This is a genomic window from uncultured Algoriphagus sp. (assembly GCF_963974835.1).
In the GTDB taxonomy this organism is placed as follows: domain Bacteria; phylum Bacteroidota; class Bacteroidia; order Cytophagales; family Cyclobacteriaceae; genus Algoriphagus.
The window spans coordinates 1,340,974-1,366,812 of record NZ_CAXBET010000001.1 but is presented as its reverse complement, the minus strand read 5'-3'; the positions used below and the strand labels follow the sequence as shown (position 1 = coordinate 1,366,812).

At 39.6% G+C, this 25,839-nt stretch carries 18 protein-coding genes; 6 read left to right on the top strand and 12 right to left on the bottom strand.

Going from position 1 to position 25,839, the window contains the following annotated elements; translation table 11 throughout:
- Positions 1-13: 13 nt before the first annotated feature.
- The 6 genes from AACZ73_RS06060 to AACZ73_RS06035 form a co-directional block, all read right to left on the bottom strand.
- Complete coding sequence (locus tag AACZ73_RS06060) at positions 14-1,597, bottom strand: SusD/RagB family nutrient-binding outer membrane lipoprotein (protein WP_339876306.1); 1,584 nt, start codon at positions 1,595-1,597, stop codon at positions 14-16.
- Between the two features lie 10 nt (positions 1,598-1,607).
- Entirely contained in the window at positions 1,608-4,733 is a 3,126-nt protein-coding gene (locus AACZ73_RS06055) for a SusC/RagA family TonB-linked outer membrane protein (RefSeq protein ID WP_339876305.1), read from the bottom strand.
- A gap of 469 nt (positions 4,734-5,202) precedes the next feature.
- Positions 5,203-7,125 (bottom strand): OmpA family protein, encoded by a 1,923-nt coding sequence (locus AACZ73_RS06050; RefSeq protein WP_339876303.1) that lies wholly within the window; start codon positions 7,123-7,125, stop codon positions 5,203-5,205.
- 4 nt (positions 7,126-7,129) lie between these two features.
- Entirely contained in the window at positions 7,130-7,756 is a 627-nt protein-coding gene (locus tag AACZ73_RS06045) for a 7-carboxy-7-deazaguanine synthase QueE (RefSeq protein ID WP_339876302.1), read from the bottom strand.
- A gap of 133 nt (positions 7,757-7,889) precedes the next feature.
- Positions 7,890-8,345: a GNAT family N-acetyltransferase gene (locus AACZ73_RS06040; protein ID WP_339876300.1), complete on the bottom strand. Its 456-nt coding sequence runs from the start codon at positions 8,343-8,345 to the stop codon at positions 7,890-7,892.
- A 68-nt stretch (positions 8,346-8,413) separates the two neighbouring features.
- Positions 8,414-9,967, bottom strand: a complete 1,554-nt coding sequence (locus AACZ73_RS06035) for an amidohydrolase (RefSeq protein ID WP_339876356.1) — start codon at positions 9,965-9,967, stop codon at positions 8,414-8,416.
- 221 nt (positions 9,968-10,188) lie between these two features.
- Between AACZ73_RS06035 and leuS the strand changes: the two genes are divergently transcribed.
- Entirely contained in the window at positions 10,189-12,963 is a 2,775-nt protein-coding gene (leuS, locus tag AACZ73_RS06030; protein WP_339876298.1) for a leucine--tRNA ligase, read from the top strand.
- Positions 12,964-13,056: 93 nt separating this feature from the next.
- Positions 13,057-14,085: a glycosyltransferase family 4 protein gene (locus tag AACZ73_RS06025; protein ID WP_339876296.1), complete on the top strand. Its 1,029-nt coding sequence runs from the start codon at positions 13,057-13,059 to the stop codon at positions 14,083-14,085.
- A gap of 600 nt (positions 14,086-14,685) precedes the next feature.
- On the opposite strand, the gene AACZ73_RS06020 is transcribed toward AACZ73_RS06025, so the two are convergent.
- Positions 14,686-15,609 (bottom strand): AraC family transcriptional regulator, encoded by a 924-nt coding sequence (locus tag AACZ73_RS06020; protein WP_339876294.1) that lies wholly within the window; start codon positions 15,607-15,609, stop codon positions 14,686-14,688.
- Between the two features lie 179 nt (positions 15,610-15,788).
- On the opposite strand from AACZ73_RS06020, the gene AACZ73_RS06015 reads away from it, so the two are divergent.
- The 4 genes from AACZ73_RS06015 (at position 15,789) to AACZ73_RS06000 (ending at position 19,748) form a co-directional block, all read left to right on the top strand.
- Positions 15,789-17,315: an aldehyde dehydrogenase family protein gene (locus AACZ73_RS06015; protein ID WP_339876292.1), complete on the top strand. Its 1,527-nt coding sequence runs from the start codon at positions 15,789-15,791 to the stop codon at positions 17,313-17,315.
- 78 nt (positions 17,316-17,393) lie between these two features.
- Positions 17,394-17,792, top strand: a complete 399-nt coding sequence (locus AACZ73_RS06010) for a DUF779 domain-containing protein (RefSeq protein ID WP_339876290.1) — start codon at positions 17,394-17,396, stop codon at positions 17,790-17,792.
- A 64-nt stretch (positions 17,793-17,856) separates the two neighbouring features.
- A complete protein-coding gene (locus AACZ73_RS06005) occupies positions 17,857-19,020 on the top strand; it encodes a dipeptidase (RefSeq protein ID WP_339876288.1) in 1,164 nt (387 codons plus the stop codon).
- On the top strand, positions 19,020-19,748 hold the full coding sequence (locus tag AACZ73_RS06000) for a VIT1/CCC1 transporter family protein (protein WP_339876287.1): 729 nt from the start codon (positions 19,020-19,022) through the stop codon (positions 19,746-19,748). Before AACZ73_RS06005 ends, AACZ73_RS06000 begins: the two co-directional genes overlap by 1 nt.
- 245 nt (positions 19,749-19,993) lie before the next feature.
- Here the strand turns inward: AACZ73_RS06000 and AACZ73_RS05995 are convergent, their stop codons facing one another.
- The 5 genes from AACZ73_RS05995 to dnaJ form a co-directional block, all read right to left on the bottom strand.
- Positions 19,994-21,229 carry an ATP-binding protein gene (locus AACZ73_RS05995; RefSeq protein WP_339876285.1) on the bottom strand — a complete coding sequence of 412 codons (1,236 nt, stop codon included), beginning with the start codon at positions 21,227-21,229 and terminating at the stop codon, positions 19,994-19,996.
- Between the two features lie 310 nt (positions 21,230-21,539).
- Complete coding sequence (locus AACZ73_RS05990; protein WP_339876284.1) at positions 21,540-22,850, bottom strand: ABC transporter permease; 1,311 nt, start codon at positions 22,848-22,850, stop codon at positions 21,540-21,542.
- On the bottom strand, positions 22,843-23,736 hold the full coding sequence (locus AACZ73_RS05985; protein ID WP_339876282.1) for an ATP-binding cassette domain-containing protein: 894 nt from the start codon (positions 23,734-23,736) through the stop codon (positions 22,843-22,845). Before AACZ73_RS05985 ends, AACZ73_RS05990 begins: the two co-directional genes overlap by 8 nt.
- Positions 23,737-23,753: 17 nt before the next feature.
- On the bottom strand, positions 23,754-24,641 hold the full coding sequence (locus tag AACZ73_RS05980) for a hypothetical protein (protein ID WP_339876280.1): 888 nt from the start codon (positions 24,639-24,641) through the stop codon (positions 23,754-23,756).
- Between the two features lie 80 nt (positions 24,642-24,721).
- On the bottom strand, positions 24,722-25,837 hold the full coding sequence (gene dnaJ, locus AACZ73_RS05975; RefSeq protein ID WP_339876279.1) for a molecular chaperone DnaJ: 1,116 nt from the start codon (positions 25,835-25,837) through the stop codon (positions 24,722-24,724).
- Between the last annotated feature and the right edge of the window lie 2 nt (positions 25,838-25,839).

The following is a 25,839-nucleotide window of genomic DNA, read 5'->3' as shown; positions in this document are numbered from 1 at the left end:
TCTTTTTATTAGATTAATCCTCTTGCCAGAATACTGTACTTGTGAACTGATTAATATCAGCTGGTACATTTTGAGGGTTTAGCTGGAATTCTGTAGAAGCGTAAAGGTATCTTACAGGAAGATCATCCGCTCTCGTAGAAGTAGACAATATGGATGCAAAAGTGAGGGTTGGATTAGAAGAACCGTTTACAATGGCAGGATATGCCGTTCTTCTGAAATCTGCCCATGCTTCATGTCCGTTGATAAAGTTGAATGCTATGTATTTTTGAGTAATGATTGCCTCCAATTTTTCCTCTGGAGAAGAAGCAAGCTCATAATGAACTAAATACTCCCCCTCATTATCATCTAGATATAACTGAAAATCAGTTTCCGGATCCCAATCAGTTGAAGTAGAACCGGAAATATCTTCATAGAGATATCTGTAAGAAGCAATTACACCGTTATCAAAAGCTTCCTGATCGTCACCGTCAAGGTAACCTTTCATGTAGGCCTCAGCTTGAAGTAAATAAGATTCTGCAGCAAGCATCATTGGAAAATCAGCTGTTCTACCTTTAAGTAAGCCAATGCTATTTGTGGCATCAGCACCCGTTCCGGAGCCTACGTACCATGCAGTCTGGCTAGCAAGAGCAGCAGGGTTATCCACTAAATTACCTAGTTGACCTTTTGGAGTTCCGGTTGGATATCCACGATAAGTTGCATAACCTCTTCCTTGATCAGTTAGTTTAGTGCCATTATAAAACGCGTAGGTAAAATCACTGGGAATTGCAGATCTACCAGAACCAGATAATGATCCAGCAGCATTGGAATGATATCTTTCCCATAATGGGTTCTGCTTACCGGAAGTAGCAATATATCCCGGGTTAAGTAGTGCATCATCAGTAAGAAATCCAATACTACTGTTCATAGCAGCAAATTCACTAGTAGCAAAAGAGCTCGTCTCAGAAGATGAGGACATTTTGATAAGCAATCGTAATTTTAATGTATTGGCAAATTTTGCCCACTCATTCATATCACCTCCAAACATAATATCGGAAGATCCGACAGCATTTGCATTTTCAGCTGTGGTGAAGATTTCGATAGCTGTAGTCAATTGAGCTACTAAATCCTGATATATAGATATTTGACTATCATATACAGGAGTCAGATTATCAGTACCTTTGAGTGCTTCAGTGTATGGAGCATCACCAAATACGTCTACCAGCATAGCGTAATCAAAGGCTTTCATTGTCTTAGCAATACCATTGTAGTACGCCAACCCTGGATCCTCAGCCGACTGATCTTCGATGTACTGATAGTTAATCAAATCGTCATAAGTATCACTCCATAAACCATTGTAGCTTGAAGTGGTAAAGTTATATGTCACAGTAGCGCCCCATCCGCCGTAACCTCCGGCATTCACGGTATAACCATTAATCCACTGAGCGCTGGTACTGTAAGATAAAAGCAAATTTGCAGAACTAGCTAGAGCGTTAGGCAGAACTAACTGTGGTGTCGCCGAGGTAGCTTGGTTCGGATTCTCATTATCCCCTAGAAATGACTCACAGGAAGTCAAAGAGATAAAAGAAGCTAGAATAAATAATCTAAGTATATTTTTCATTTCAATCTAATTAAAATGTTAATGTGATAGAACCACCGAAGAATCTGGTAGGCGGAGTTGCAGCCAGCGTTACAATACCAACCGCATTTCCATCAGAGAAATTGTAGTCAGGATCGGTGTAGATATTTGATTTCGGTGTGAAGATCAACAGGTTTCTTCCTTGAGCGGTGATAGTTGCACCTTGGATAAAACCAATTCTGCTCATCAGGCTAGCTGGGAAATCATAAGAAATAGCGACTTCTCTCAACTTCCAGTAATCACCTGAAACAAGGTAGTTTTCAGCAATATTTCTTCTAAAAGAACCATCTGTCCAGAAACCTGCACCACCATCTGTTACAGTTATGTTGGTATTTTCAATATATGAACCTGGATTCTCTGGATCTTCATAGGAAGAGTTTGGAATTACAAAACGCTCTCTGTTGAAATAAGTAGTAGTGATACCTGACCCAGAGAAGTCAAATGATCCACCACCATCGTAAAGTATGTTATATCCACCTCTGTATTCAGCTAGAGCATACAGTCTAAAGCCTTTGTAAATAAATTCAGCATTTACTCCCAATCTATGTTTTGGAGTAGTGTTGCCAAGTATTGCTTGGCCTTCAGCCGCACTCGGGTACCCAGTAATAGCATCTACGATAATTCTTCCCTCTTCATCCCTGTTGTAAACTGTTCCAATCAAGACAGGGAAAGCTTCTCCTTCAACTGCATAAACTTGGGCGTTCCCTCCTGTCGATAGCTGAAGTCGGCCTAAGTCATCTGAAATTTCTTCAACTTTATTATCATTGAAAGTATAATTAGCTCCTATATTGATTTGGAAGTTATTTCTAGCGAATGCCGTCACATTTAACATTGTTTCATATCCTGTATTCGATACAATACCTGTATTCTGCAAGTATGAAGAGAATCCTGTGGAGGTGGAAACCCCAGTAGGAATGGTTTGGTTTTCAGTCTCTGATTTATAGAATGTAAAGGCTCCATTTACTTTACCATCAAATAAGATAAAATCAGTACCAACTTCGTATGAAGTAGTAATTTCCGGTTCTAGGTCAGGGGCAACTAGACGATTATCTAAGGAATATCCTGACAGACTACCATAGGGGAATCCCGAAGATGGGCTAAAAGTAGGCTGCAATTGATAAGCGCCAAAGTTAGTATCATTACCCAAGTTAACTTGGCCGACTTGAGACACACCACCTCTTAGCTTCAACTGAGAGAAGAAAGTGGAGTTTTGTAGCGCAGGAATAGCTTCTGTGGCCACAAATGAAACGTTAGCAGCTGGGTAGAAGAATGATCTGTTATCTTTAGAAAGAGTAGAAACCCAGTCATTTCTTCCAGTCAATTCAATAAATAAGAAATCCTTATAAGCTGTTTTAAATTGAGCAAATACACCAATTTGGCTTGCCTGATAATTTACTTCAGAAGCATTTGCCTCTCCCACTCTATTAGAAACATTATACAAATCAGGTATAACAAGACCATTTGCACCCACTCCTACACTCTTATATCTATTTTGTCTTAGTTGGTTGCCTAACAACAAGTTGAAGAACCAATCGTCTCCAACTGCTTTCTTTATATTAACTAAGAAATCAGATATAATTTGATTGTTGAAACCTGATCCGTCTGAAACACCGCCAGCTATATCAGTTTTGGCAGCTGAAATTCCTTTGGTATAATCCGAAAATGTAAATTTACCGGTAGTGTTTTTATTATAGAAGCTTCTGTTGGAAATACCCACTCTGTAAGTGAAGTCTAACCACTGAACTGGCTTATATTTCAACTCTACATTACCTACTAGATAATCGTTACCAGAATCTTGGCGGTTATTATCCATAGCAAAGTATGGATTGTCGTAATACTCATTGTAATACCCATTTGGATTTGCAAATGGATTATTTCTCCAATCCTTATAGCTAGTCAATGGAATGTGCGCTGGCGTCTGTAGAATGTTATCAAACATGCCTGCAGTTACTGTGGTTCTATCGTATCTGTTCTGTACATAGTTAGTAGAAAAATTCAAGGACAATTTATCATTGAATTTTTTTGTACTATTGAATCTCATGGATGCTCTAGTGAAATTATCTCCTGGAGTTGTTCCATCGTTGTTCAAGTACTGAGCTGAGAAGAAGTTTGTTGAATTCTCATCACCCCCAGAGATAGAAACATCCGTTTGGTTAGTCACCCCTGTCTCCCAGAAATCATTCTTAGCACCTGTATTAGAGTAAGGCACAGTCTGGATAGAACCATCTTCCAGTGGTCGACCAATCTCCACCATTGATCCATCAAAGCGTGGACCATATTGCTGGTTCTCATAAGGCACGTATTGCTGGGGGTAACCCCCTGCGTAGCCAGACCCGAATTCATCCTGAATCTCAGGGTAAAAGCTTACTTTTTCAAGGTTCACAGTATGACCCACGGTTATTCTAGGAGCACCAGATCTTCCTTTTTTAGTAACGATGATCAATGCACCGTTAGAAGCAGCAGAACCATACAGAGCGGCCGCGTTAGCGCCATTCAAAACAGTCATCTCCTGAACATCCTGAGGATTAATATTTCCCAAAATAGAATTTGGAACAATCACGTTATCCACGACGATCAAAGCTTCGTTATTACCAGTTAAAGATCGTGAACCTCTCAATACAACACGCACATTAGGATTTACACCCGAACCAGTCGTATTGATCTGCATACCTGCTACTTTACCAGTAAGACCAGCTGCTACGTTTGCAGCACGACCTTGTGCTACATCGCGGGTCTCAATACTTGTCGCATTATATCCCATCTCTACTCTTCTGGATTCTACACCAGCAGCACCTGTGATCACGACTTCACTTAAGCTTTGTACATCCGGCTGCAAAACCACGTCTATCGTAGATTGCTGACCAATGTTAATCTCTTGTGTAGTAGTTCCGATGAAACTAAACACCAACACGCTGCCATCAGCAGGAATTGTTAATGAGTACTTACCATCAATGTCTGTGGCAGTACCTACGCTAGTACCCTTAACGAGTACAGTGACGCCTGGAATTGGCTCCCCATCTTCGCCAGAAGTTACTATTCCGGATACTTTACGCCCCTGTGCAAATGCCATAGCACTTACTAGGAAAAGCGAAAGCCCTAGGAGTAAAATTTTCTTCATAAGAAATATGATTTGGTTTATATTATACCCAATGTTATTTCTTATGAAACAATATCACAAAGTAAGAAAGGAGAAATTTGAAATAAGTAGTTAGTTTTTTCAGATGTAAAATTCACCCTTAAAGTAAAATACCAAATTATCATTGGTTTATTTGTAAAAAACCCGCCTATTTAGGGAAACAGATTTTGTTATTCGAGTGTTAACAAAAGTTAATTTTTTATTAAAACCACTTAAAATTCAGTTTGAATGAGCTTACATCAGCTAAAAAGTTTTTAATTTCAAAATAGGGTATTTTCCCAGAATTAAATAAATTCTTTTAAGAAATTTAATTCAAATATCTTCACAAAAAGGAAAAGATAAGATATAAAAATCTGAAAGGACCAAACACAAAACCAAAATAAACTATGTGAGAAGGAGTATAATTAATTTGATAGTTTATTTCTGTCTAGAATTTATATTTCTAAGAATTTTATAAAATCTTAATGGTTATCCTCCTATTCAACGCTTGATTTTGAGGATTAGTGTTTGGCACCATTGGCTCACTGTCACCCTTCCCCTCTACCAACACCCTTCCTTGGTGAAATCCTTCATCAATCAGATATTCCTGGACACTTTTTGCACGCTGTAAACTTAAATTGTTATTATAATTTACACTACCCACGTTATCTGTGTGCCCAACAATTAAAATATTGACATTCGGATTTTCTGTTAAAAACTTCACAAGTCTTTTCAATGATGAAATTGATTCAGTCTTTAGGCTATATTCATCAAACTCAAAGAACACATTTTCGAACACAAACTCCTCCCCTGAAGCCACTGGCACTAATTCAACTTTTAAATCTTTTACATCATTAATTTTGTCACGCTCTACATTGTAAATTTTAGGTAAAAACCCCTTTTTCTCTACGTACAATCCTGAGATAGCTTTATCTGGATAAAGCATAGTAAATGCACCCGTTTTTCCATCAGCTTTAAACTTATACAGCGTGCTGTCATTTGTCAAAGACACAAGAGATAAGGTAGCATCTATTGGTTCTCCTGTTTTTGAATTAAAAACTTTGCCCTCTGTCACAGTAAGGTTTTCCCCCAATGGTATTTCCTCTGGGAACTTAAACCTATATAATAAGGAGCTATCATTATCCTCTTCCCCAGTAGTCAATTCTGTGAAATATGCATAATCCTTTTGAGCCGTTATAAATAATGCTACTTGATCGAATTGATCATTAATTGGCAACCCAAGATTTTCTGGCTGGGTAAATTTTCCATCCACTACTTTTGAAAGTTGAATATCCATTCCTCCAAAACCAGGATGTCCGTTTGATGAGAAAAAAAGAATTTCATTATTAAAAAACATAAAAGGAGATATTTCGTCTTTCGAAGTGTTCACAGCATTCCCCAGATTTTTAGCTTCTGACCAAGTGGCATCATCCTGCATAATACTATACCAAATGTCGTTCCCCCCAAAACCGCCTTTCCTGTTAGAGGAGAAAAATAAAATTCTGCCATCCGCAGATAGAGATGGCTGAGAATCCCATGATCTGGAATTAACATTTTTCCCCATATTTTTGGGACGTTGCCAAACTCCGTTCACTTTGTATGCAATGTATAAGTCACAGCTTCCCTCGGAATCAGGAGCATCGCATGAAGTATAAATTAAAATATTTCCATCGGCAGTGACTGAACATGTTCCCTCATTATATGGAGAATTAATAGCTTGGGCGATGCTTTGGGGCTTAGACCAATTGCCATCAGGTGACACAAAAGCCATGAAAATATCCTCCTTATCATTATTACCCGTCCCATCCCTTTTGGTGAATAGAATCTGCTCACCATCGGCAGTCAATACAGGAAAATATTGCAGCTGAAATTCATTTAAAGGCGCTTCAAGTTTTTCTTTTTTTATCACCCTAACATCATCAAGCTGGGTTTCCAAAAAATCCATCTTGGCTTTCATTTCATGATAGTAAATTGTATTTCTAAACTCCTCGTCAAAAAGTGGCTCAGTCTTTACAAATTCATCATATGCCAGCTGGAATTCCCCTTGCTCCAAATAAAGACTGGTAAAGACCCAACCTATCTCAGCTCTATGCTTATTTGTTGCTTTCGGGTTATTAAGTTTAGATCTTCCGGCTAGAGCCGTTTTCTCTGCCTCATTCAGATTACCTTGAGTGATCTGTAGCCTTACCAATTTCACATATGCTTCTAAAAAAGATGCCTCTCTGTTAATTGCATCTTTATACTTTGAGATGGCCTTATCGTACTGACGGGAAAGTGTCAGTTCCTCACCCTCCTGGTAAAATTTGATTGCCCTCCCATCAATGATGGAATAGCTTTGCGCATTCGCGAAAGAAATGGTAAAAAAAACAAGAATTCCAATTAAAACAGGGCGCATGGACTTAGGGAATGTCCATAAATTTATGAGTTTGTAGCGAAATTTTCCATTTTGGATGATTTTTAGCAAAATCAATAATTATCGGAGTGAATTTTTCAGCCTTACTCCACTCTGGCTGAAGGCGTAATTCGCAGTTAATATTCACAAGCTCAGCATGTTTTTTTGCGAACTCAAAATCGCTTTGATGAAATACTACAACTTTTAATTCATCTGCCACCTTATATATAGAATCATGAGGTTTCTTAAACTTCTTTGGGGAAAAGCAAACCCAGTCAAAATCACCTGAAAATGGATGAGCTCCAGAAGTTTCAATATTAATTGTAAACCCGTTTTCTCTTAAAAGTTTGGTTAGTGGTCCCAAATCATACATTAACGGTTCTCCCCCAGTGATTACGACTAACCGACCAGGAAATTCCAACGCACCGGCTACAATCTTCTCTATGGATAGAATCGGCCATTTACCTGAATCCCAAGATTCTTTGACATCGCACCAGACACAACCCACATCACAGCCTCCTAGCCGGATAAAATAAGCGGGATGTCCAGTAAATCTTCCTTCTCCCTGTATAGTGTAAAACGCTTCCATTAACGGAAGCATGGTTCCTTCCGGGACCTTTTGCTCTGTCTTCATGAATTTTTGTTAAAGCGGGCGATTGAACCGCTGATGAATAATGCCGCAAAGATAAGGGTTTTTATCTTGGAAAGAGAAATGGGCCAAAAGTTGAAATGCCTGAATTCATTTTCTACATTTTTTGAATAAAACTTTACAAGCTCTTCATCATCACAATACGATAATCTTCCACTCCTCCTTTTGGAATAACTTTCATAATTTTAAATCCCCGATTAAGTCCAAAACTGATCATTGCAGGAAAACGGTTTCTCGTTTTAAAAAAGATATCCTTGAATCCCTTTTCCATAGCCCAGGATTCCTGAAAATCAGCTAAGGCAGTGGCAACTCCAAATTTCCTGAATTCTGTCACCACACCCCCCATCCAAGAATAAAAAGTTTCAGCTCTATCACTTTGATACCCGACTTTAAAGCCAACTAATTCTCCGTCCGATTCCGCCACCAAAGCCAAGTACAGCACATTTGCCAGTCTAGCTTCATAAAAGTCCAAGCCTATCTTTTCGGGGAAATCCTGAATCAGCTGATGAACTCGAAAGATCTCTTCAAGCGAAGCTTCTCTTACATTTAATCCACCTAGTTTTTCCTGTATCATTAGCTAGAAAGTAAAAGTTGTAAGGTTACTTCTAGATTAAGAACCTTACAACTTTTAGTTTGTATAACTTATTTCTTGACTGTCGGATACTTTACTCCGAGTTGCTCCAAATAAGTATCATACTTAGTTTCATCGAAATAGAACTTCTCAAGCTCCGGGCGGAATTGATCCATAATTCTTTTGTTCAGATAAACGGGAGCTTCATCATCAGTAGAGATCATAGGCTTATACTCAGTTTCCTTCGTCTGCACATTTTTAAAATAATCCCAAGCTTCATCAACCAATTCTGGTTTCAATAAGAAATCGAGAATAGTCATAGCTTCTGCTTTTGCTCCAGCGGTTACTCCTTTGTGAGCTATGGGAGTTGCCATAGCAATGGCATTTGCCCAATGGTGACCTGGAAGTCCTGGTATATTGGAAGGAAATCTAAGTGTAACTGTCGGCAGAACCCAAGACACATCTCCAATATCATCTGAGCCACCCGATCTGAGCTCTTTCGCAGGCAAATCAAGTGTATCCAATTTGGTAGGCAAACCCTCAATTTTAGTGGCACCCAGTTCAGTCTGGACTGCTTTCGCCAATTCCTGATCAGCTTCGCTCCAGTCTGGCAAGCCAACCTTCAGAATATTCGCATACATCTGCTCAGCAATAGTTTTGTTGAAATGTCTTGGCCATGCCGTTCCGAGAATTTTTGAGGTCATCTCTGTGTCTGTCATCAGCGCCGCACCTTGTGCGATTTTGTTTGCCGCTTCATACATCTCCATAATTCCTTCATACTTTACATCCCTGAAGTAATACCAAATCGAAGCCTTAGACGGAACCACATTTGGCTGATCCCCACCATCGGTGAATACAGAATGCGAACGCTTCAAGGGATCCAAGTGCTCACGTTTGTAATTCCAGCCCACATTCATTAATTCCGCAGCGTCCAACGCACTTTTCCCTCTCCACGGGGCGCCGGCGGCATGAGCCGCTTCGCCAGAGAACGTGTACTCAACAGAAATCAACCCAGTACCGGAAGCTGCTCCATAGCTAACACCAAGATTATTTCCCACGTGAGTAAAAATACAGATATCAATATCGTCGAAAAGCCCGTCGCGAACGAACCAAGCTTTTGAAGCGACCAACTCCTCCGCAATACCAGGCCAAAGAATCAACGTTCCACCAATATTCTCTCTTTCCATGATTTTCTTTACTGCAAGAGCTGCCGTGATGTTCAAGGGAATTCCAGCATTATGTCCTTCTCCATGCCCCGGTGCACCTTCTACAATCGGTTTGTGATAGGCAACTCCAGGATATTGAGAAGCTTTTGGAATGTCATCCACATCCGAACCTAATGCAATCACAGGTCCTTCGCCATTGCTCCAGGTAGCAAACCAAGCAGTAGGAATACCCGAAGCTCCCATCTTAATCTCAAATCCATTATCAGCTAGAATTCCTGTCAGATATTTCGAAGATTCGATCTCTTGAAAGCCGAGCTCCGCAAAGCTGAAAACCTTATCAACCATCACCTGACTCATTTTAGCATCCGCATCTACCAACTGCATCGCTTCTTGCTTCAAGGCATCGATTTGTTTTTGAGAAATTTTCTTTTGTGCCAGGGAAAAATGTGATAGGCACATAAACGCAATCAGAAGACAGAGTGACCTGTTTAGTAAATTTAATTTCATAAAATTGGTGGTTAGGTTAAGATGGAAAATACTAAAAATGAATCATGCTTCTGCAGAAAAATGATCAAAGGAAAAAATAGGATGTTGGGAGGAATTACGAATTCACATCCGAAAGCCCATCAATTTTTCTATTTTTGCAGGCGTTCAGCTAAAAAATAACGAATAATTCAATTATGGCGGAGTATAATTTCAGAGAAATCGAGAAAAAATGGCAGGCTTACTGGGAAGAAAATGAGACTTTCTTGGCCAAGGTAAATCCTAATAAACCTAAATTCTATTCTCTAGACATGTTCCCTTATCCTTCGGGAGCAGGCCTTCACGTAGGCCACCCGCTAGGTTATATTGCATCTGATATCGTCAGCAGATTTAAAAAGTTAAAGGGTTTCAACGTTCTTCACCCTATGGGATACGATAGCTTTGGCCTTCCTGCAGAGCAATACGCTATCCAAACTGGGCAACATCCAGCCATTACTACAGAGCAAAATATCACCCGATATACAGAGCAATTAAAGAACATTGGTTTTGCATTCGACTGGAGCAAGGAAGTGAGAACTTCCAATCCAGACTATTACAAGTGGACCCAGTGGATCTTTATGCAGCTTTTTAACAGCTACTATGATCAGGATACTGACAAAGCATTGTCAATTGACTCATTAATTTCCAGATTTGAAAAAGAAGGAAATTCAACTGTAAAGGCTGTTTCAGATGACGAAACACCAAAATTCACAGCTGAAGATTGGAACGCTTTCTCCGAAAAAGAGAAGCAGGAAATGCTTCTAAAATACAGATTAACATTTTTGGCAGAAACTACCGTAAACTGGTGTGCGGCTTTGGGGACAGTTCTTTCCAATGACGAAGTAAAAGACGGTTTTTCTGAGCGAGGCGGACATCCTGTAGAGCGCAAGAAAATGATGCAGTGGTCAATGAGAATCACCGCCTATGCAGACCGCTTATTGAAAGGCTTGGAAAAAGTAGATTGGTCTGAGCCAATCAAGGAAATGCAGCGGAACTGGATAGGAAAATCCATTGGAGCTGACGTGGTTTTCCAAGTAAAAGATTCCGAACAAACAATTAAAGTCTTTACCACTCGTGTGGACACAATATACGGTGTGACTTATTTGGCTTTGGCACCAGAAAGTGACTTGGCAGCAGCCTTGATTACAGAAGACCAACGGGAGAAAGCAGAAGCTTACATAGAGGTTGCGAAAAACCGCTCGGAACGTGAGCGTATGAGTGATGTCAAAACCATCTCTGGAGCATTCACAGGTTCCTATGCAATTAATCCATTTAACGGAGAAGAAATCCAGGTTTGGGTTGCTGATTATGTATTGGCTGGTTATGGCACAGGAGCCGTAATGGCTGTGCCTGCCCATGACGAAAGAGACTACAACTTTGCCAAGCATTTTGGATTAGAAATCCGCCAAGTGATCGAAGGATCCATGGAAGAAGGCTCGTTCCCTGGAAAGGGTGGCTTGATTATCAATTCAGGCTTTATTTCCAATCTTTACATGAAAGATGCCATTAATAAAGCCATTGAGTTTTTGGAAGAAAAAGGTATAGGAAAAGGGAAAGTCCAATACCGAATGCGCGACGCAATTTTCACTCGCCAGCGCTATTGGGGCGAGCCACTCCCCGTTTATTTCAAAGAAGGTTTGCCTTATTTAATAGAAGAAAAAGACTTGCCTCTCGTTTTGCCAGAGGTAGATAAATACTTACCAACTGAGGACGGCGAGCCTCCACTTGCCCGCGCAAAAGATTGGAATTACAAAACGCCTGATGGAGAATATCCTTTGGAAAGAAGCACCATGCCGGGCTGGGCAGGATCTAGCTGGTATTTCTTCCGATATACCGACCCGAAAAATGAAACTTCATTTGCAGAAAAATCAAAAACGGATTATTGGGGTGCTGTAGACTTGTACATCGGAGGATCCGAACATGCAACTGGACACTTATTATATTCCAGATTTTGGACCAAATTCCTGTATGATCTTGGAGTAGTGAGCGTTGACGAACCATTCCAGAAGATGATCAACCAAGGCATGATCCAGGGAAGATCTAATTTTGTTTACAGAATCAAAGGCAGCAATCAGTTTGTTAGTTACGGATTGAAAGACCAATACGAAACTTCTGCAATTCACGTAGACGTGAATATTGTCTATAATGACCAGCTGAATCTGGAAAAATTCAAAGCTTGGAGACCCGATTTGGCGGACGCAGAATTCATCTTAGAAGATGGCAAATACATCTGCGGATTGGAAGTGGAGAAAATGTCCAAGTCGAAATACAACGTAGTCAATCCTGACGATATCATTGAACGATACGGAGCTGACACTTTGAGATTGTACGAGATGTTCTTGGGTCCTTTGGAGCAATTCAAACCTTGGAATACGAATGGAATCGACGGAGTATACAAGTTTTTGAAAAAGCTTTGGAATCTGTATCACAGCAATTCTGGTGAATTCCAAGTTTCGGATGCTGAGCCAAGCAAAGAAGAATACAAAGCCCTTCATAAAGCATTGAAGAAAATGGAGGAAGATATGGCCAACTTCTCCTTCAATACTTCTGTTTCTAGCTTCATGATCTGCGTGAATGAACTGACTGCTTTGAAATGCAATAAGCGGAAGATTTTGGAACCTATGGCTTTGTTGGTTTCTCCTTATGCACCTCATATCGCGGAAGAACTTTGGAGTCTTTTAGGACATTCAAGCTCGCTTACTGAGTCCACTTTCCCTGTCTTTGACGAGAATTACTTGAAAGAAAGTGCCTTTGAATATCCTGTAATGATCAATGGCAAGATGAGAGCAAAACTCAACTTGGATCTTTCACTTACCAAAGAAGAAATCGAAAAAGCTGCTTTGGCAGATGAGACCGTTCAAAAGTGGCTGGAAGGAAAAGCGCCGAAGAAAATGATCGTGGTTCCTGGTAAAATCGTAAACGTAGTTATTTAAGGATTCTATAATTTACTGGAAGGAGCAAGGAAAAATAAGATTTCTTTGCTCCTTTCCTGTTTTAAGGACTATTTTGATTTTCAAATCCAAAACATGATTATCTACACCTATCCCGTACGTACAGCCTTTACCGACCGAGATATGGAGATGATTAGTCCTGAATTAGAAATAAAGTCGTTAGAGTTTACGCAAAGCCCAATTGCACTCCCGTTTTACTTTATTTTACAGTTTTTTCAGTTGCTGTGGTTCCTTCCAAATACCAGTCAATACCTATGCTTTTTTGGCGGATATCATTCCGTGTTACCGACATGGTTTGGGAAGGCTTTCGGAAAAAAATGTGTTATTCAAGCCGGCGGTACAGACTGTGTCAATATGCCTGAAATCGGCTATGGGAACTTCAGAAAGAAATGGCTCCGAAAAGCGACTATTTACTCTTTCAAAAACTGTAGTTTGATACTGCCCGTAGCGCACGCATTAGTAAAGCAAGATTATAGCTACGACCCTACGATTTCTCCTAAGCAAGGTCTTTTAAATCTAATTTCTGATCTCAAAACTCCCATTCAAGTCATACCGAATGGTTTTGATATAGATTTCTGGAAAGATTATAGTAAAGATAGAGAAAGCAAAACTTTCATTTCTGTTGCTACTGGCACATCAAATCCCTCCAGAGCCAAAGTCAAGGGTTATGATTTAATTGAACAACTGGCAGCCAAGTATCCTGAATCTAAATTCACTCTGGTCGGCGATCCTTTCTATAGATCAGCAAACCCCAACGTAAACGTAATAGGCAAACAAACTCCTACGGAGCTCTTAGATCTTTACAATTCACATCAGTTTTACTTGCAACTTTCCACCTCAGAAGGCTTTCCAAATTCACTTGGCGAAGCCATGGCATGCGGCTGTATTCCAATTGGATCCGCGGTAGGAGCTATTCCTGAAATTATCGAAAATGAACATTTGGTATTACGGCAAAAAAATATCGACAATCTAATTCAGTTGATTCATAAATTGAAAAATCAGGACTTAACAAAACTTCAGCAGGAGGCAGAGATGCAGATTCGCCAAAATTTCAATTTCAACAAGCGTAAAGAAAGTCTATTAAAAATTCTTCGGCAGAATTGAATTCTTTGTATTCAGTAACATCCTATCAAAGCCATTTAATTCTATATGGATTGCAAAAATCTAAAATGAAAACCATGAAGTAATGTATACGCTTCTATTAGTTATATAAGGTATTATTATATTTCTGTAGCGCTACAAGAAGGTAATCCCAAATAATGGTGAAAAATAAATGAGAAGAATTCGGAAAATTACATATCAGAGGAGTTCAGTATTTTAATTCTCAAAACAAGCCTTTTCGAAATTTTTGAAAGGACTTTTTCATTTACACCAAATTTTCCTTTCAGCACCATCTCCTTCAATTCTTTCACTCTATTTAACCAGTTTTTTTAATTTCAACACAATTTTGATATAAATCAAAGATTTTTTAAACCGGGTTTTTATATATAAACAAAATCTTAAATATATACAGGTATAAAAAAAGGGGGCTTTTTGGAAAAAGCCCCCGAGTATGGGTCTATTGTAAATCTTCTAAAACCAAATATACTTTTGTAATCCTTGCTGTGTATTTGCTTTTTTGATCTTTATATTTTTTTAAACATAATAAAAATGTTTTAAAGCACCCAAAAACAAACAATTATTTTTTTTGATAATTATTAAAAATTAGGCTTTTTGGGTTTGAAAAACCTTAGGCGTTAAGCCAAATTCCTGCTTAAAAGCCCTGATAAAGTAGGTGATATTTCTAAACCCTGACATATAACAAACTTCCTGAATTTGAAATCCTCCACTGTTCAAGTATTGTTTAGCCAACTTCAATCGTTCCTGAAGAACAAATTCCATGGGAGTTAGACCCATATCTTGTTTGAAGGTTCGGATAAAGTGAGCTTTACTCATACAAGCTTGGGAAGCCAAGTCCTCCAGAGAAATTATCTCGCGGATATTCTTTTTGATATATTCTACCACATGAGCCATTCTATTGCCTGCGGCTAATTCCTTGTACGTTTTCTCCATCATATCCCGAGCCTGAGTTTGACTCAACCTAATCAGGAGTTCCTTGAGGGCGAGAGATGCGATCAAGTCTTTCTCCTTTGAACCGTCTTTTACTCCAATCCTGATAAAACGATTGATGATTTCGGAGAGATCCTTTGTATTGATCAAATGAAAATGACTGAGATCAAGCCCCCAATCTTTCTCAATCATCTTATCTGGGAATTTTTCGTTCAATAGATTAAAAGTAGCTTCTATCATTTCTTTCGAAATAGAAAGTGCAATACATTGAGTTGGATTATCCAGTTGTGCTTCGGGAAAGTCAATTTTCATCAGTTCATTTGGAGGCACAATCACTGATTCACCCGGCAAATAATCAAACCCTGGACGATCAAATAAATGCATAACTTTTTTGCCCTTGAGCATGGTTGTTAAAACCAAATCACCAAAAATCAAATTGACATCATCCGCTTGCTGATGAGTTTCAAAAATATTCAACTCACAATTATCCAGGGTGTAAGTGGTACGGTTTTCCACTAGGGTTTTTAAATCTCTGGTATTCCTCCAAGGTACACCAGCAATAAAATTATTTTGGGTCATGCTATCAAATTACAAATAATTAAACGCTTCCTGAAATTGGAAAGTCTTTTCCAATTTCATTTAATTCAAATTAACGTCTATCTACATTCATCAACTGAGGTGGATAGGATGTTGTTTCAGTGTAATTTTTTAAGATATAATGTTTGGAGATTTGGTGACAACCAAAATAACCGTCTAGTATGACAACATTAACATTATCTCAATCTAAGCCTGTGGATCGCCCATCCGTCAAGGCAAAATATGATCATTTCATTGGTGGAAAATGGGTAGTCCCTAGCTCAGGTGAATATTTTGACAACATTTCACCTATTGATGGAAAGCCTTTTACAAAGGCCGCTCGAGGAAATAAGGAGGATGTAGAAAAAGCAATCGATGCTGCTCACGAAGCCTTTAAAACCTGGTCCAAAACATCAGCAGCCGAAAGAAGTCGAGTACTTAATAAAATAGCAGATATCATGGAGGAAAACCTTGAGATGCTGGCTCGACTTGAAACATTGGACAATGGTAAGGCCCTCAGAGAATCCAAGGCTGCAGATCTTCCGCTTTGCATAGATCACTTCAGGTATTTTGCTGGCGTCATCAGAGCTGACGAAAGCACTATTTCTGAGCACGATGAACACACGGTAAGTATTGCTTTACACGAACCACTTGGAGTAGTTGCTCAAATCATCCCTTGGAACTTCCCACTTTTGATGGCGACTTGGAAAATTGCCCCTGCGCTAGCTGCAGGATGCTGTACAGTGGTAAAGCCAGCTGAACAAACACCAACCAGCATCATGGTATTAATGGAGCTAATTGCTGATGTAGTTCCTCCCGGAGTTCTTAATGTAGTAACAGGTTTCGGAGTAGAAGCAGGCAAACCACTGGCTTCTTCCAATCGAGTGGCTAAAGTCTCATTTACAGGAGAGACGACTACAGGTCGTTTAATTATGCAGTATGCTTCGGAAAACCTAATTCCTGTTACCATGGAATTGGGAGGAAAGTCTCCTAATATTTTTATGAAATCTGTGGCAGACGCAGATGATGAATTTTTCGACAAAGCTATTGAAGGAGCTGTGATGTTCGCATTAAATCAAGGCGAGGTTTGTACCTGCCCATCGAGAATCTTGGTGCACGAAGATATCTATGACGTATTCATGGAGCGTGTTATAGAAAGGACCAAAGCTATCAAAATGGGACACCCATTAGCTGAAGACACTATGATGGGTGCTCAGGCTTCTAATGACCAATACGAGAAAATCCTCTCTTATTTGGATATCGGAAAGCAAGAAGGTGCGGTAGCTCTCTGCGGAGGCGAAAGTGCTGGTCTGAATTCCGGATTGGAAACTGGATATTACATCAAGCCTACCATTTTCAAAGGCAACAATAAAATGCGTGTCTTCCAAGAGGAGATCTTTGGCCCAGTTACTTGTGTGACTACTTTTAAGACCACTGAAGAGGCCATAGCTATTGCAAATGACACTATGTATGGTTTGGGTGCAGGGCTCTGGTCAAGGGACGCACACGAGCTTTATCAAGTACCTAGAGCAATACAAGCTGGTAGAGTATGGGTGAATTGCTATCACGCTTACCCAGCACATGCACCATTTGGTGGATACAAAAAATCAGGATTTGGAAGAGAAAATCATTTGATGATGCTTGATCACTACCGCCAAACCAAAAACATGCTTATTTCTTACGATAAGAACAAACTAGGTTTCTTTTAAATTGTCAATTTCTAAGACCAGAAAAGGCAGGGGAAATATCTCCTGCCTTTCTTTACTTTTATTCAAACCCAAAATATCATGCAAAAGATCAAAAGAGTACTTATAACCGACGCGGCAAAAGAAGTGATTGACACGCTCCGAAAGCGTTTCGGGTCTGAACTGATGTTTCATCAAAGCGGAGGATGTTGTGATGGTTCTTCTCCTATGTGTTTTGAAAAAGGAGACTTCAAGGTCGGCAGTCAGGATATTTGGCTAGGAGAAGTCTATGGGTGTGATTTTTTCATGAGTGCCGATCAATTTGAGTATTGGAAGCATGCGCAATTAACATTGGATGTGACACCAGGTAGAGGAAGCAGCTTTTCTATAGAAATCCCAATGGGCATTCGCTTTATGATTCGATCCAAATTATTCACATCAGAGGAACTTGAGAGTCTTAGCCCAGTCATGACTGGAGAAGAAAAATTAGCTGAAGCCTAATCACAAAGTTTACCTCCCAATTCCGTTATATTTTTCATTATCTTCAAAAGTGTAAGCACTTACTATGAAGAAATTAATCCTTGTTTTGGGAGCAGTCGGGCTACTTTACTTTACCGCCACACTGACTGTCCCTTCAATTATTGAATCCCAAAGAAATCCCGTTAAGTCTCCTCCACCGTATACCGTATCTAGTGAAGCAAAGGTGATCTATGATCGACTGGATTTTATTGCTGAACTCCATTGTGACGCATTACTTTGGGGGAGAGACCTCACCAAAAAAGGAAGCCAAGGGCAAGTGGACTTTCCAAGAATGAGAGAGGCTAACGTAGGCCTTGAAATGTTTACTATCGTTTCAAAATCACCTGCCGGCCAAAATATGAAAAGTAACACAGCAGATGCTTTTGACAATATTACTCCTCTCACCATAGTCAAGGGAGAATCACCTGCCAATTGGTTTAGCCTGATCAACCGTACGCTTTCTCAATCAGAAGATCTAAAAGATTTTATAGATAAGGAGAATGGAAAGGCGATTTTCATCAAAAGCAAAGGAGATCTAACTAAGCTTATTGAGGCTAGAAAAAATGATAAATCGATCATAGGCGCAATGTTAGGAGTAGAAGGAGCACATTCCTTAGAAGGAGAAATAGAAAATCTTGACAGAGTTTATGACGCGGGAGTAAGGATGATTGGACTTACTCATTTTTTCGACAACGAACTTGGCGGATCAGCACATGGAGAGAGTCAGGCGGGATTAACAAATTTTGGTAAGGAAGTGGTTAGAAAAATGAATGAACTAGGAATTTTTGTTGATCTGGCTCATTGCTCGCCTGCTATAGTGGATGACGTTTTAAACATGACTTCTAGGCCTGTAATGGTTTCCCACACCGGTGTTCGTGCTGTATTGGATTCCCAAAGAAATCTCAGCGATTCACAAATTCAGAAAATTGCTGAAAATGGAGGAATTATTGGAATTGCATTTTTTGATGAGGCTGTTGGAGTGCCTGAATTGCCAAATATCATTGCTTCAATTAAGCATGTGCGTGACTTAGTCGGGATAGAATATGTTGCACTCGGTTCTGATTACGACGGGGCTGTGACTGTTCCATTTGATATCACTGGCTTTCCACTACTCGTGGAAGGGATGATGGCTGCGGGTTTTAATGAAAATGAGATTAAAGCTGTGATGGGCGAGAACATTAAAAACTTTATGCTTAAAAATCTTAACTAATGAATGAAAAACATATTCATCAAGAGAGTAAATATTTCCAAAAACTCCAGGAATATCTAAGTGAGTTTGTTTATGGTGGGATAGACGGAGCGGTTACTACATTTGCAGTAGTTGCTGGCGGGTTTGGAGCAGACTTGGATGCTGGTGTTATAATTATTCTTGGCTTCGCAAATTTGTTTGCCGATGGGTTTTCCATGTCTGTAGGAGCCTATTTATCAGCCAAGAGCAACAAGGAAAATTACAAAAAGCATGAATCTATCGAGTATTGGGAAATAGAAAATCTTCCAGAAACGGAGCGTAAAGAAATTGTTGATATTTATAGAGCCAAAGGCTTTGAAGGAGAATTATTGGAAAAGGTAGTGGATCAAATCACTTCCAATAAAGATCTCTGGGTTGCGGAAATGATGAAGGATGAACTTAACTTAATTGAGGAAACAAAAAGCCCTGTTAAAATTGGAGCAGCGACATTTGCATCATTTCTAATTGTCGGCTTTATTCCACTTTTGGTTTACCTCTGGACTTTTTTCTACCCTTCAGACATCAACATATTCTTTTGGACAAGTGTCCTTACCGGACTGGCATTCGTAGTAGTTGGAGCCTTAAAATCACTTGTAAATCAAACTTCCCCAATTAAGAGTATTGCTGAAACGGTAGCACTTGGCTTATTAGCAGCGATTGTCGCATATTATGTAGGAGACATTCTCGAAAACTTCTTTATTAAAAGATGAAATAAAACATTATGGTAATCCGCAATGATGTCAATAGCCTTAGATTGTTTATCTGATCTGAAGGGGAATAACCGAGCTTTTGCTCTTTACTGGCAGAAAGCGGATATACTATAGAAAAAAAAATTCAGCCTTATATCAGACATACTTTGCCTGCTTGTACTTCATTCCTCATTCATAAGTCAGCCTTTATCCTTAATGTCCCAAATCTCGATTGACTTCTAAATCCCCAAATCGAATTTCCGAAATCAATATTCAAGAATCCCTTCTGTAATAAACTGAGATGCTCCTTCGTGGCTTCCATGAAGTAAAATTCGGAATGTGGTCCCCTTCCCTACTTCAGAATGCTTTACGAAAATTTTACCACCGTGATATCCTTCGACAATCCGCTTTGCCAAGGTCAATCCCAATCCCCAACCTCTTTGCCTTGTAGAAAAACCAGGATTGAACACACGTCTGTACATTCGTTTCTCCATTCCTTTCCCTGTATCAGTTATGTCTATGATGACATACTTGTCGCTATCCTGCAATATCTCAATATCAATCTGACCTTTACCGCGCATAGCGTCCACCGCATTTTTACATATATTTTCAATCACCCATTCAAAAAGTGGTTTGTTCATCATGGCATCCAAATCCTTGGAATCCGCATGAATATTCAAGTCAACTTTGGTAGAAATCCGAGGACGAAGGTAATTGATCGTATCTTCAATTGACTCGTAGACGTTGCCAGATTGAATGACAGGCTTAGATCCTATACTACTAAATCTCTCTGTTACCATTCGTAGTTTGACCACGTCCTTATCCATCTCTGTGATGATTTCCTTGTTTTCGTCCCATACAGGGGAATTCCGCAAATAGTCTATCCAAGCCATCAAAGAGGCAATTGGTGTTCCTAGTTGATGGGCAGTTTCTTTTGTCAGGCCAGCCCATACACGGTTTTGCTCTGCGATTTTGCTTTGATTAAAAAGTGCATAAGCCAGTACCCCAAAAATCATAATGATCCCCAGCTGCACATAAGGGTAGTACTTTAAATTGATAAGTAATTCGGAGTTTCTATAAAACACCTGAATATCAGCTTCAGGGAGCAAAATAGGCTCGTATTCTGCCCGCATTTCTGCCAGTTCCTTTTTCAGCGTTTCCACAGAATCTGCCGAGCTAGAATTATTTTTGAAAGGGATATTCCTGAACTCAATGGGATTTGATGAATCATCAACCATGATGATCGGGATAGAGTAATTCTGCTGAATAATCTCCTGATTAATAAACGTGAGATTCTCCATCGTAGTAGCTGCATATTCCAGCGCACTGGAAAGCAGTTCAATCTGTCTCCTCTCCCGCTCACGCAATTCCTCCACGAGACTATTCGTATACCAAATCGATCCTGCACCTATGATCAAAGATGCGGCAACCACAATCCATTTGACTTGCTTCTTATTAGTATAAAAATCTAAAGAGGTAAGGTCTTGAAATGTTTTTTTCATTAATCAAACTTGAATTACTACCGTTACTAACTTCCCAATCGCTTAGATAGTATGACTTGAAGATAGATTTTATCAGTTGGGAAGAAACAGACCTATCGAGCAAATTTATACTTTAATTCAAGTAGGGAAAATTTACCCCCCGAAAATAGAAATGATTGACAAAAGATTGTAAATCATACAAGATAGAATTTGCAAAATCCTCTTTTCACTGGAGTGAAAACAAATTAGTACCTGATGAATATTTGCTATTAAACAACAAAACCGGATCTGAGGTCCGGTTTGTTGTTTATTAAGGAATGTATTTCAAGCTCTAATTATTTGTCTTGATCCACTTCCAAAGTGTCTTGTAGCTCGGCTTGGTTCCATGCATAAGAATACCGATTCTATAAATCTTCCCTGCCACCCATGTAGTGAATAAGAAACCTATAATTAACAATCCCATAGACATGGCTAATTCCCAGAACGGCACACCATAGCTCACCCTTCCCATCATGGCAATCGGTGAAGTGAGAGGAACTATTGAAAGCCAAAAAGAGGTCGTACTATTAGGGTCATTCAGCACAAAGACAAACAATCCCATATAGGCTACGATCAAAGGGATAGTCACTGGCAACATAAACTGTTGTGCATCTGAAGGCGCATCTACCGCAGACCCAATTGCAGCAAACAATGCTCCATATAATAAATATCCCCCTAAGAAATAAAATACGAAACTTAAGGCAATCTGAATATAGTTTATCCCGGCGATCACTTGAAGCATTTCGCCCATTTCAGTATTTTGAGCTAAGCCTTCAGCCAATTCTGGATTTGCTAATTCCATGGCTTGCTGCTGTGGCATTTGCATTCCTAGAAAACCCGTAACAATAGTGGTGAGTGTACCTACCAACACAATCCAGATCAATAGCTGAGTAAGTCCTACTCCAGCAATACCAATGATTTTGCCAAGCATTAGCTGAAATGGCTTGAGTGAAGAAACCAATATCTCTACGATTCGGCTGGATTTTTCCTCTATGACACCTTGCATGATCTGATTGCCATAGATGAAAATGAACATGTAAATTAAAATCCCAGCGACAAAGCCAATCGCATAATTCACTGTGGCATCACTTACCGTCTCTGTACCTTCTTCATCTAGAGTGATGGATTTTATCGCCACTTTCGTGCGTACGTCATTGATGATTTTGGGATCAATTCCACTCTCAAAAAGACGTTGCTCTTCGATTTTCTTTCGCAGATTATTTTCCAAGTAGCTGATCAGACTCATACTTGGATTTTCTTCACCATAAAATGAAATCCCTTCCGGATCTTTAATATCAAACTTAGGAATATGAAGGAAGCCATAGCGATCTCCATCTTGCACCAATTTCTTAGCTTCCTCAGGGCTGGCATCCGAAAATGAAAAAGCATATTGTTCCGAACTCTCCAAGAAGAACAACTTATTATCGTCGACTACTTCTATTATTCTTAACGATTGATTGTCCTCCTCTTCCAATGCGATCCACACGAAAACCCCCATGATAGCAGGGAAAATCAATGGAGTCAATAAGGTAACAAGCAAAAACGATTTCTTTTTAACACGAGCAACGTACTCCCGCTGGATTACTAACCAGATCTTATCCATTTTCTGTTGACTTTACCTGGTGAATAAAAATTTCTTCCATACTTGGAATTACTTCCTGAAATCGGTTCACTTCTCCGTATTGCATTAACTCATTTAAAAGTTCGTTTGAGGTTTTACCACTAAGAGGCAACGTAAAACTATAACTACCCTCGTCCTCTTTAGCGATCCATTCAATAGGTAAGTCCTTTTTAAGATGATCAAGTGTAATAGAATACACTTCTGGTCTATAGATCGATTTAACTTGTTTTATGGTGCCATCAAGAATTTTCTTTGATCGATTGATCATGGCTACCTGATCACAAAGCAGTTCGACAGATTCCATTCTGTGGGTACTGAGAATGACTGTTGTGCCTCTTTCTTTAAGTTCCAAAATCTCATTTTTGATGATTTCGGCATTTACTGGATCAAAACCAGAAAATGGCTCGTCAAGAATTAGAAGTGGGGGATTATGAATTATAGTGGAGATGAATTGGACTTTCTGAGCCATACCTTTAGAAAGATCCTCAATTTTCTTTTCTCGCCAAGTTTCCATTTCCAGCTTCTCCAACCAATATTTTATCTTTATTTTTGCTTCCTGTGGGGTTAGTCCCTTGAGTCTGGCGAAATAAAGCATCTGATCCCAAACCTTCATCTTTTTGTACAGGCCACGCTCTTCCGGCAAATACCCAATCAATCCGATATGCTTTGGTGCCAGCAGTTCCCCTCCAATGTAAACTTCGCCACTGTCACTATCAATGATCTGGTTGATAATACGGATCAGGGTGGTTTTACCTGCTCCATTCGGTCCGAGAAGACCGAAGACCACTCCTTCCGATACATTCAAATCCAAATCGGTTAGTGCTTTATTGACACCGTAGGATTTATTAAGCTTTTTAATTTTCAGCATATTCCAAAAAATAGGAATTATTCTACAGTTAATGAACCTACTCCTACATCAATGATCAATTCCATTAATCTTGGATCATCTGCTTTGTAGCCTTTGGTGATGTAAGTACCTTTCTCCAAGGTCTTTAAGTATTTTGGCAAGGTAGTTTTACACATTGCCGTTGTTCTCGTTTTTATTTTGATGGGAAAAGAGTCTGAAGGCAATCTCAAGTGAAGTGTACCTGCACCAACTGCCGCAATTATATGGCTGGCATTATGCATACCATCCGAAAAGTTCAAATCAATTTTCCCATAGTTGACTTCAAGTATCATTCTTTTGGCATTAGTGAAATTGGCATCACTTACGACAACGGTCCCCATATTCAACGTGACCAAAAGCGTATCCATCTGAACTTGATTTGGAGAATTACTACCATAGCGTATCTCAACATCAGCACTGGCACTTTTCACTTTCAGTTGACTAATGATTAGATTGGCAAGATCAAAGTCTGATTTGCCCATACCTAAATTAAAATCGAGATGATACAGATAATTCGTACTTAAGCCTACATTCCAGCTGTGATCGAAATCGTCGGAAGAACCGGAAAAAAGTTTTGATGTGATGCTTTTCCCCAGATTTTCGGACTCCACATTCTTATGTATCAGAGAAGTTTGAAGTACATTATTTGATACTTTCTGAGAAAAAACAGGAAGGATATTAGTTTGGTTGAGATGTCCATGAATATAGACAGGGTCTGTGGATTTGGTTCTCTTCAGTTGAGTAGAGCTCTTATATGAAGTGAATTCAAGAGCAACCATATCAAACCCGTCTCTTTCGGTCGCTTTGAATTCTTTGACGAGTTGCGCCTTACCTACAGCCACCCATCCAATCATCATCAGAAAAAGCAGACACAATTTTCTAAGCATACGGTAAGGTTACGAGGCGACTTTAAAAAGGTTTTTTAAAAATATAAAAAAAGCCAGAATTGCTTCTGGCTTTTTTTATATTAAAAGAACTCTTTCATCTTATCGAAGAAGGATTTCTCGCTGTTCCCAGGATCGGGTTTGAAGTTCTCAGATTCTCTCAGTCCTTCTAGTGCCTCTTTTTCCTCTCTGGATAAATGGGTAGGCGTCCAGACATTTACCATTATCAGCTGATCACCTTTTGCGTAACCATTAATATCTTTAATTCCTTTTCCTTTTAGACGAAGCATTTTACCACTCTGGGTTCCCTGATCAATTTTGATCTTTACTTTACCGTCTATAGTAGGCACTTCCAATGAAGCACCAAGTGCTGCGTCTATGAAAGAAACATATAGATCAAAGATCACATTGTTTCCATCGCGCTGAAGTACTTTATCTTCTATTTCCTCTATAACTATTAGTAAATCTCCTGCAACACCTCCAGGTATTTCGTTTCCTTTTCCAGACATGCTAAGTTGCATTCCTTCAGCCACGCCACCTGGGATATTAATAGAAATTACTTCTTCTTTTACGATCAGACCTCTAGCATCAGCATCTGCAGGTTTTTTGTCAACGATCTGGCCGCTGCCACCGCAAACACCGCAAGTACTAGCCGAAACCATCTGACCAAGCATCGTATTGACTACTTTCTTCACTTGTCCAGATCCTTGGCAGGTAGAGCATGGTTTGAAAGTAACTCCATCAGCGATTAGATGACGCTTCACTTTAATTTTCTTCTCTACTCCATTTGCGATCTCAGCAAGGGTAAGTTTCATCTTCACTCGGAGGTTTGTTCCCTTCTTGGTACGTCGGCCACCGCCGCCGCCACCGAAAAATGAACCGAATCCCCCTCCGCCACCGCCGCCGAATATATCGCCGAACTGGGAAAAGATGTCATCCATGTTCATTCCGCCACCACCAAAACCTCCGGCACCGCCAACACCTTGATGACCATATTGATCATAACGTTGCTTTTTCTCCGGGTTACTTAACACCTCATAAGCCTCAGCTGCTTCTTTGAATTTGTCTTCAGCTTCTGGATTGTCAGGATTTTTATCCGGGTGAAATTGAATCGCTAGTTTCCTATATGCCTTTTTTATTTCATCGGCAGATGCGGACTTCGTTACTCCAAGTACTTCGTAATAATCTCTTTTCGCCATAA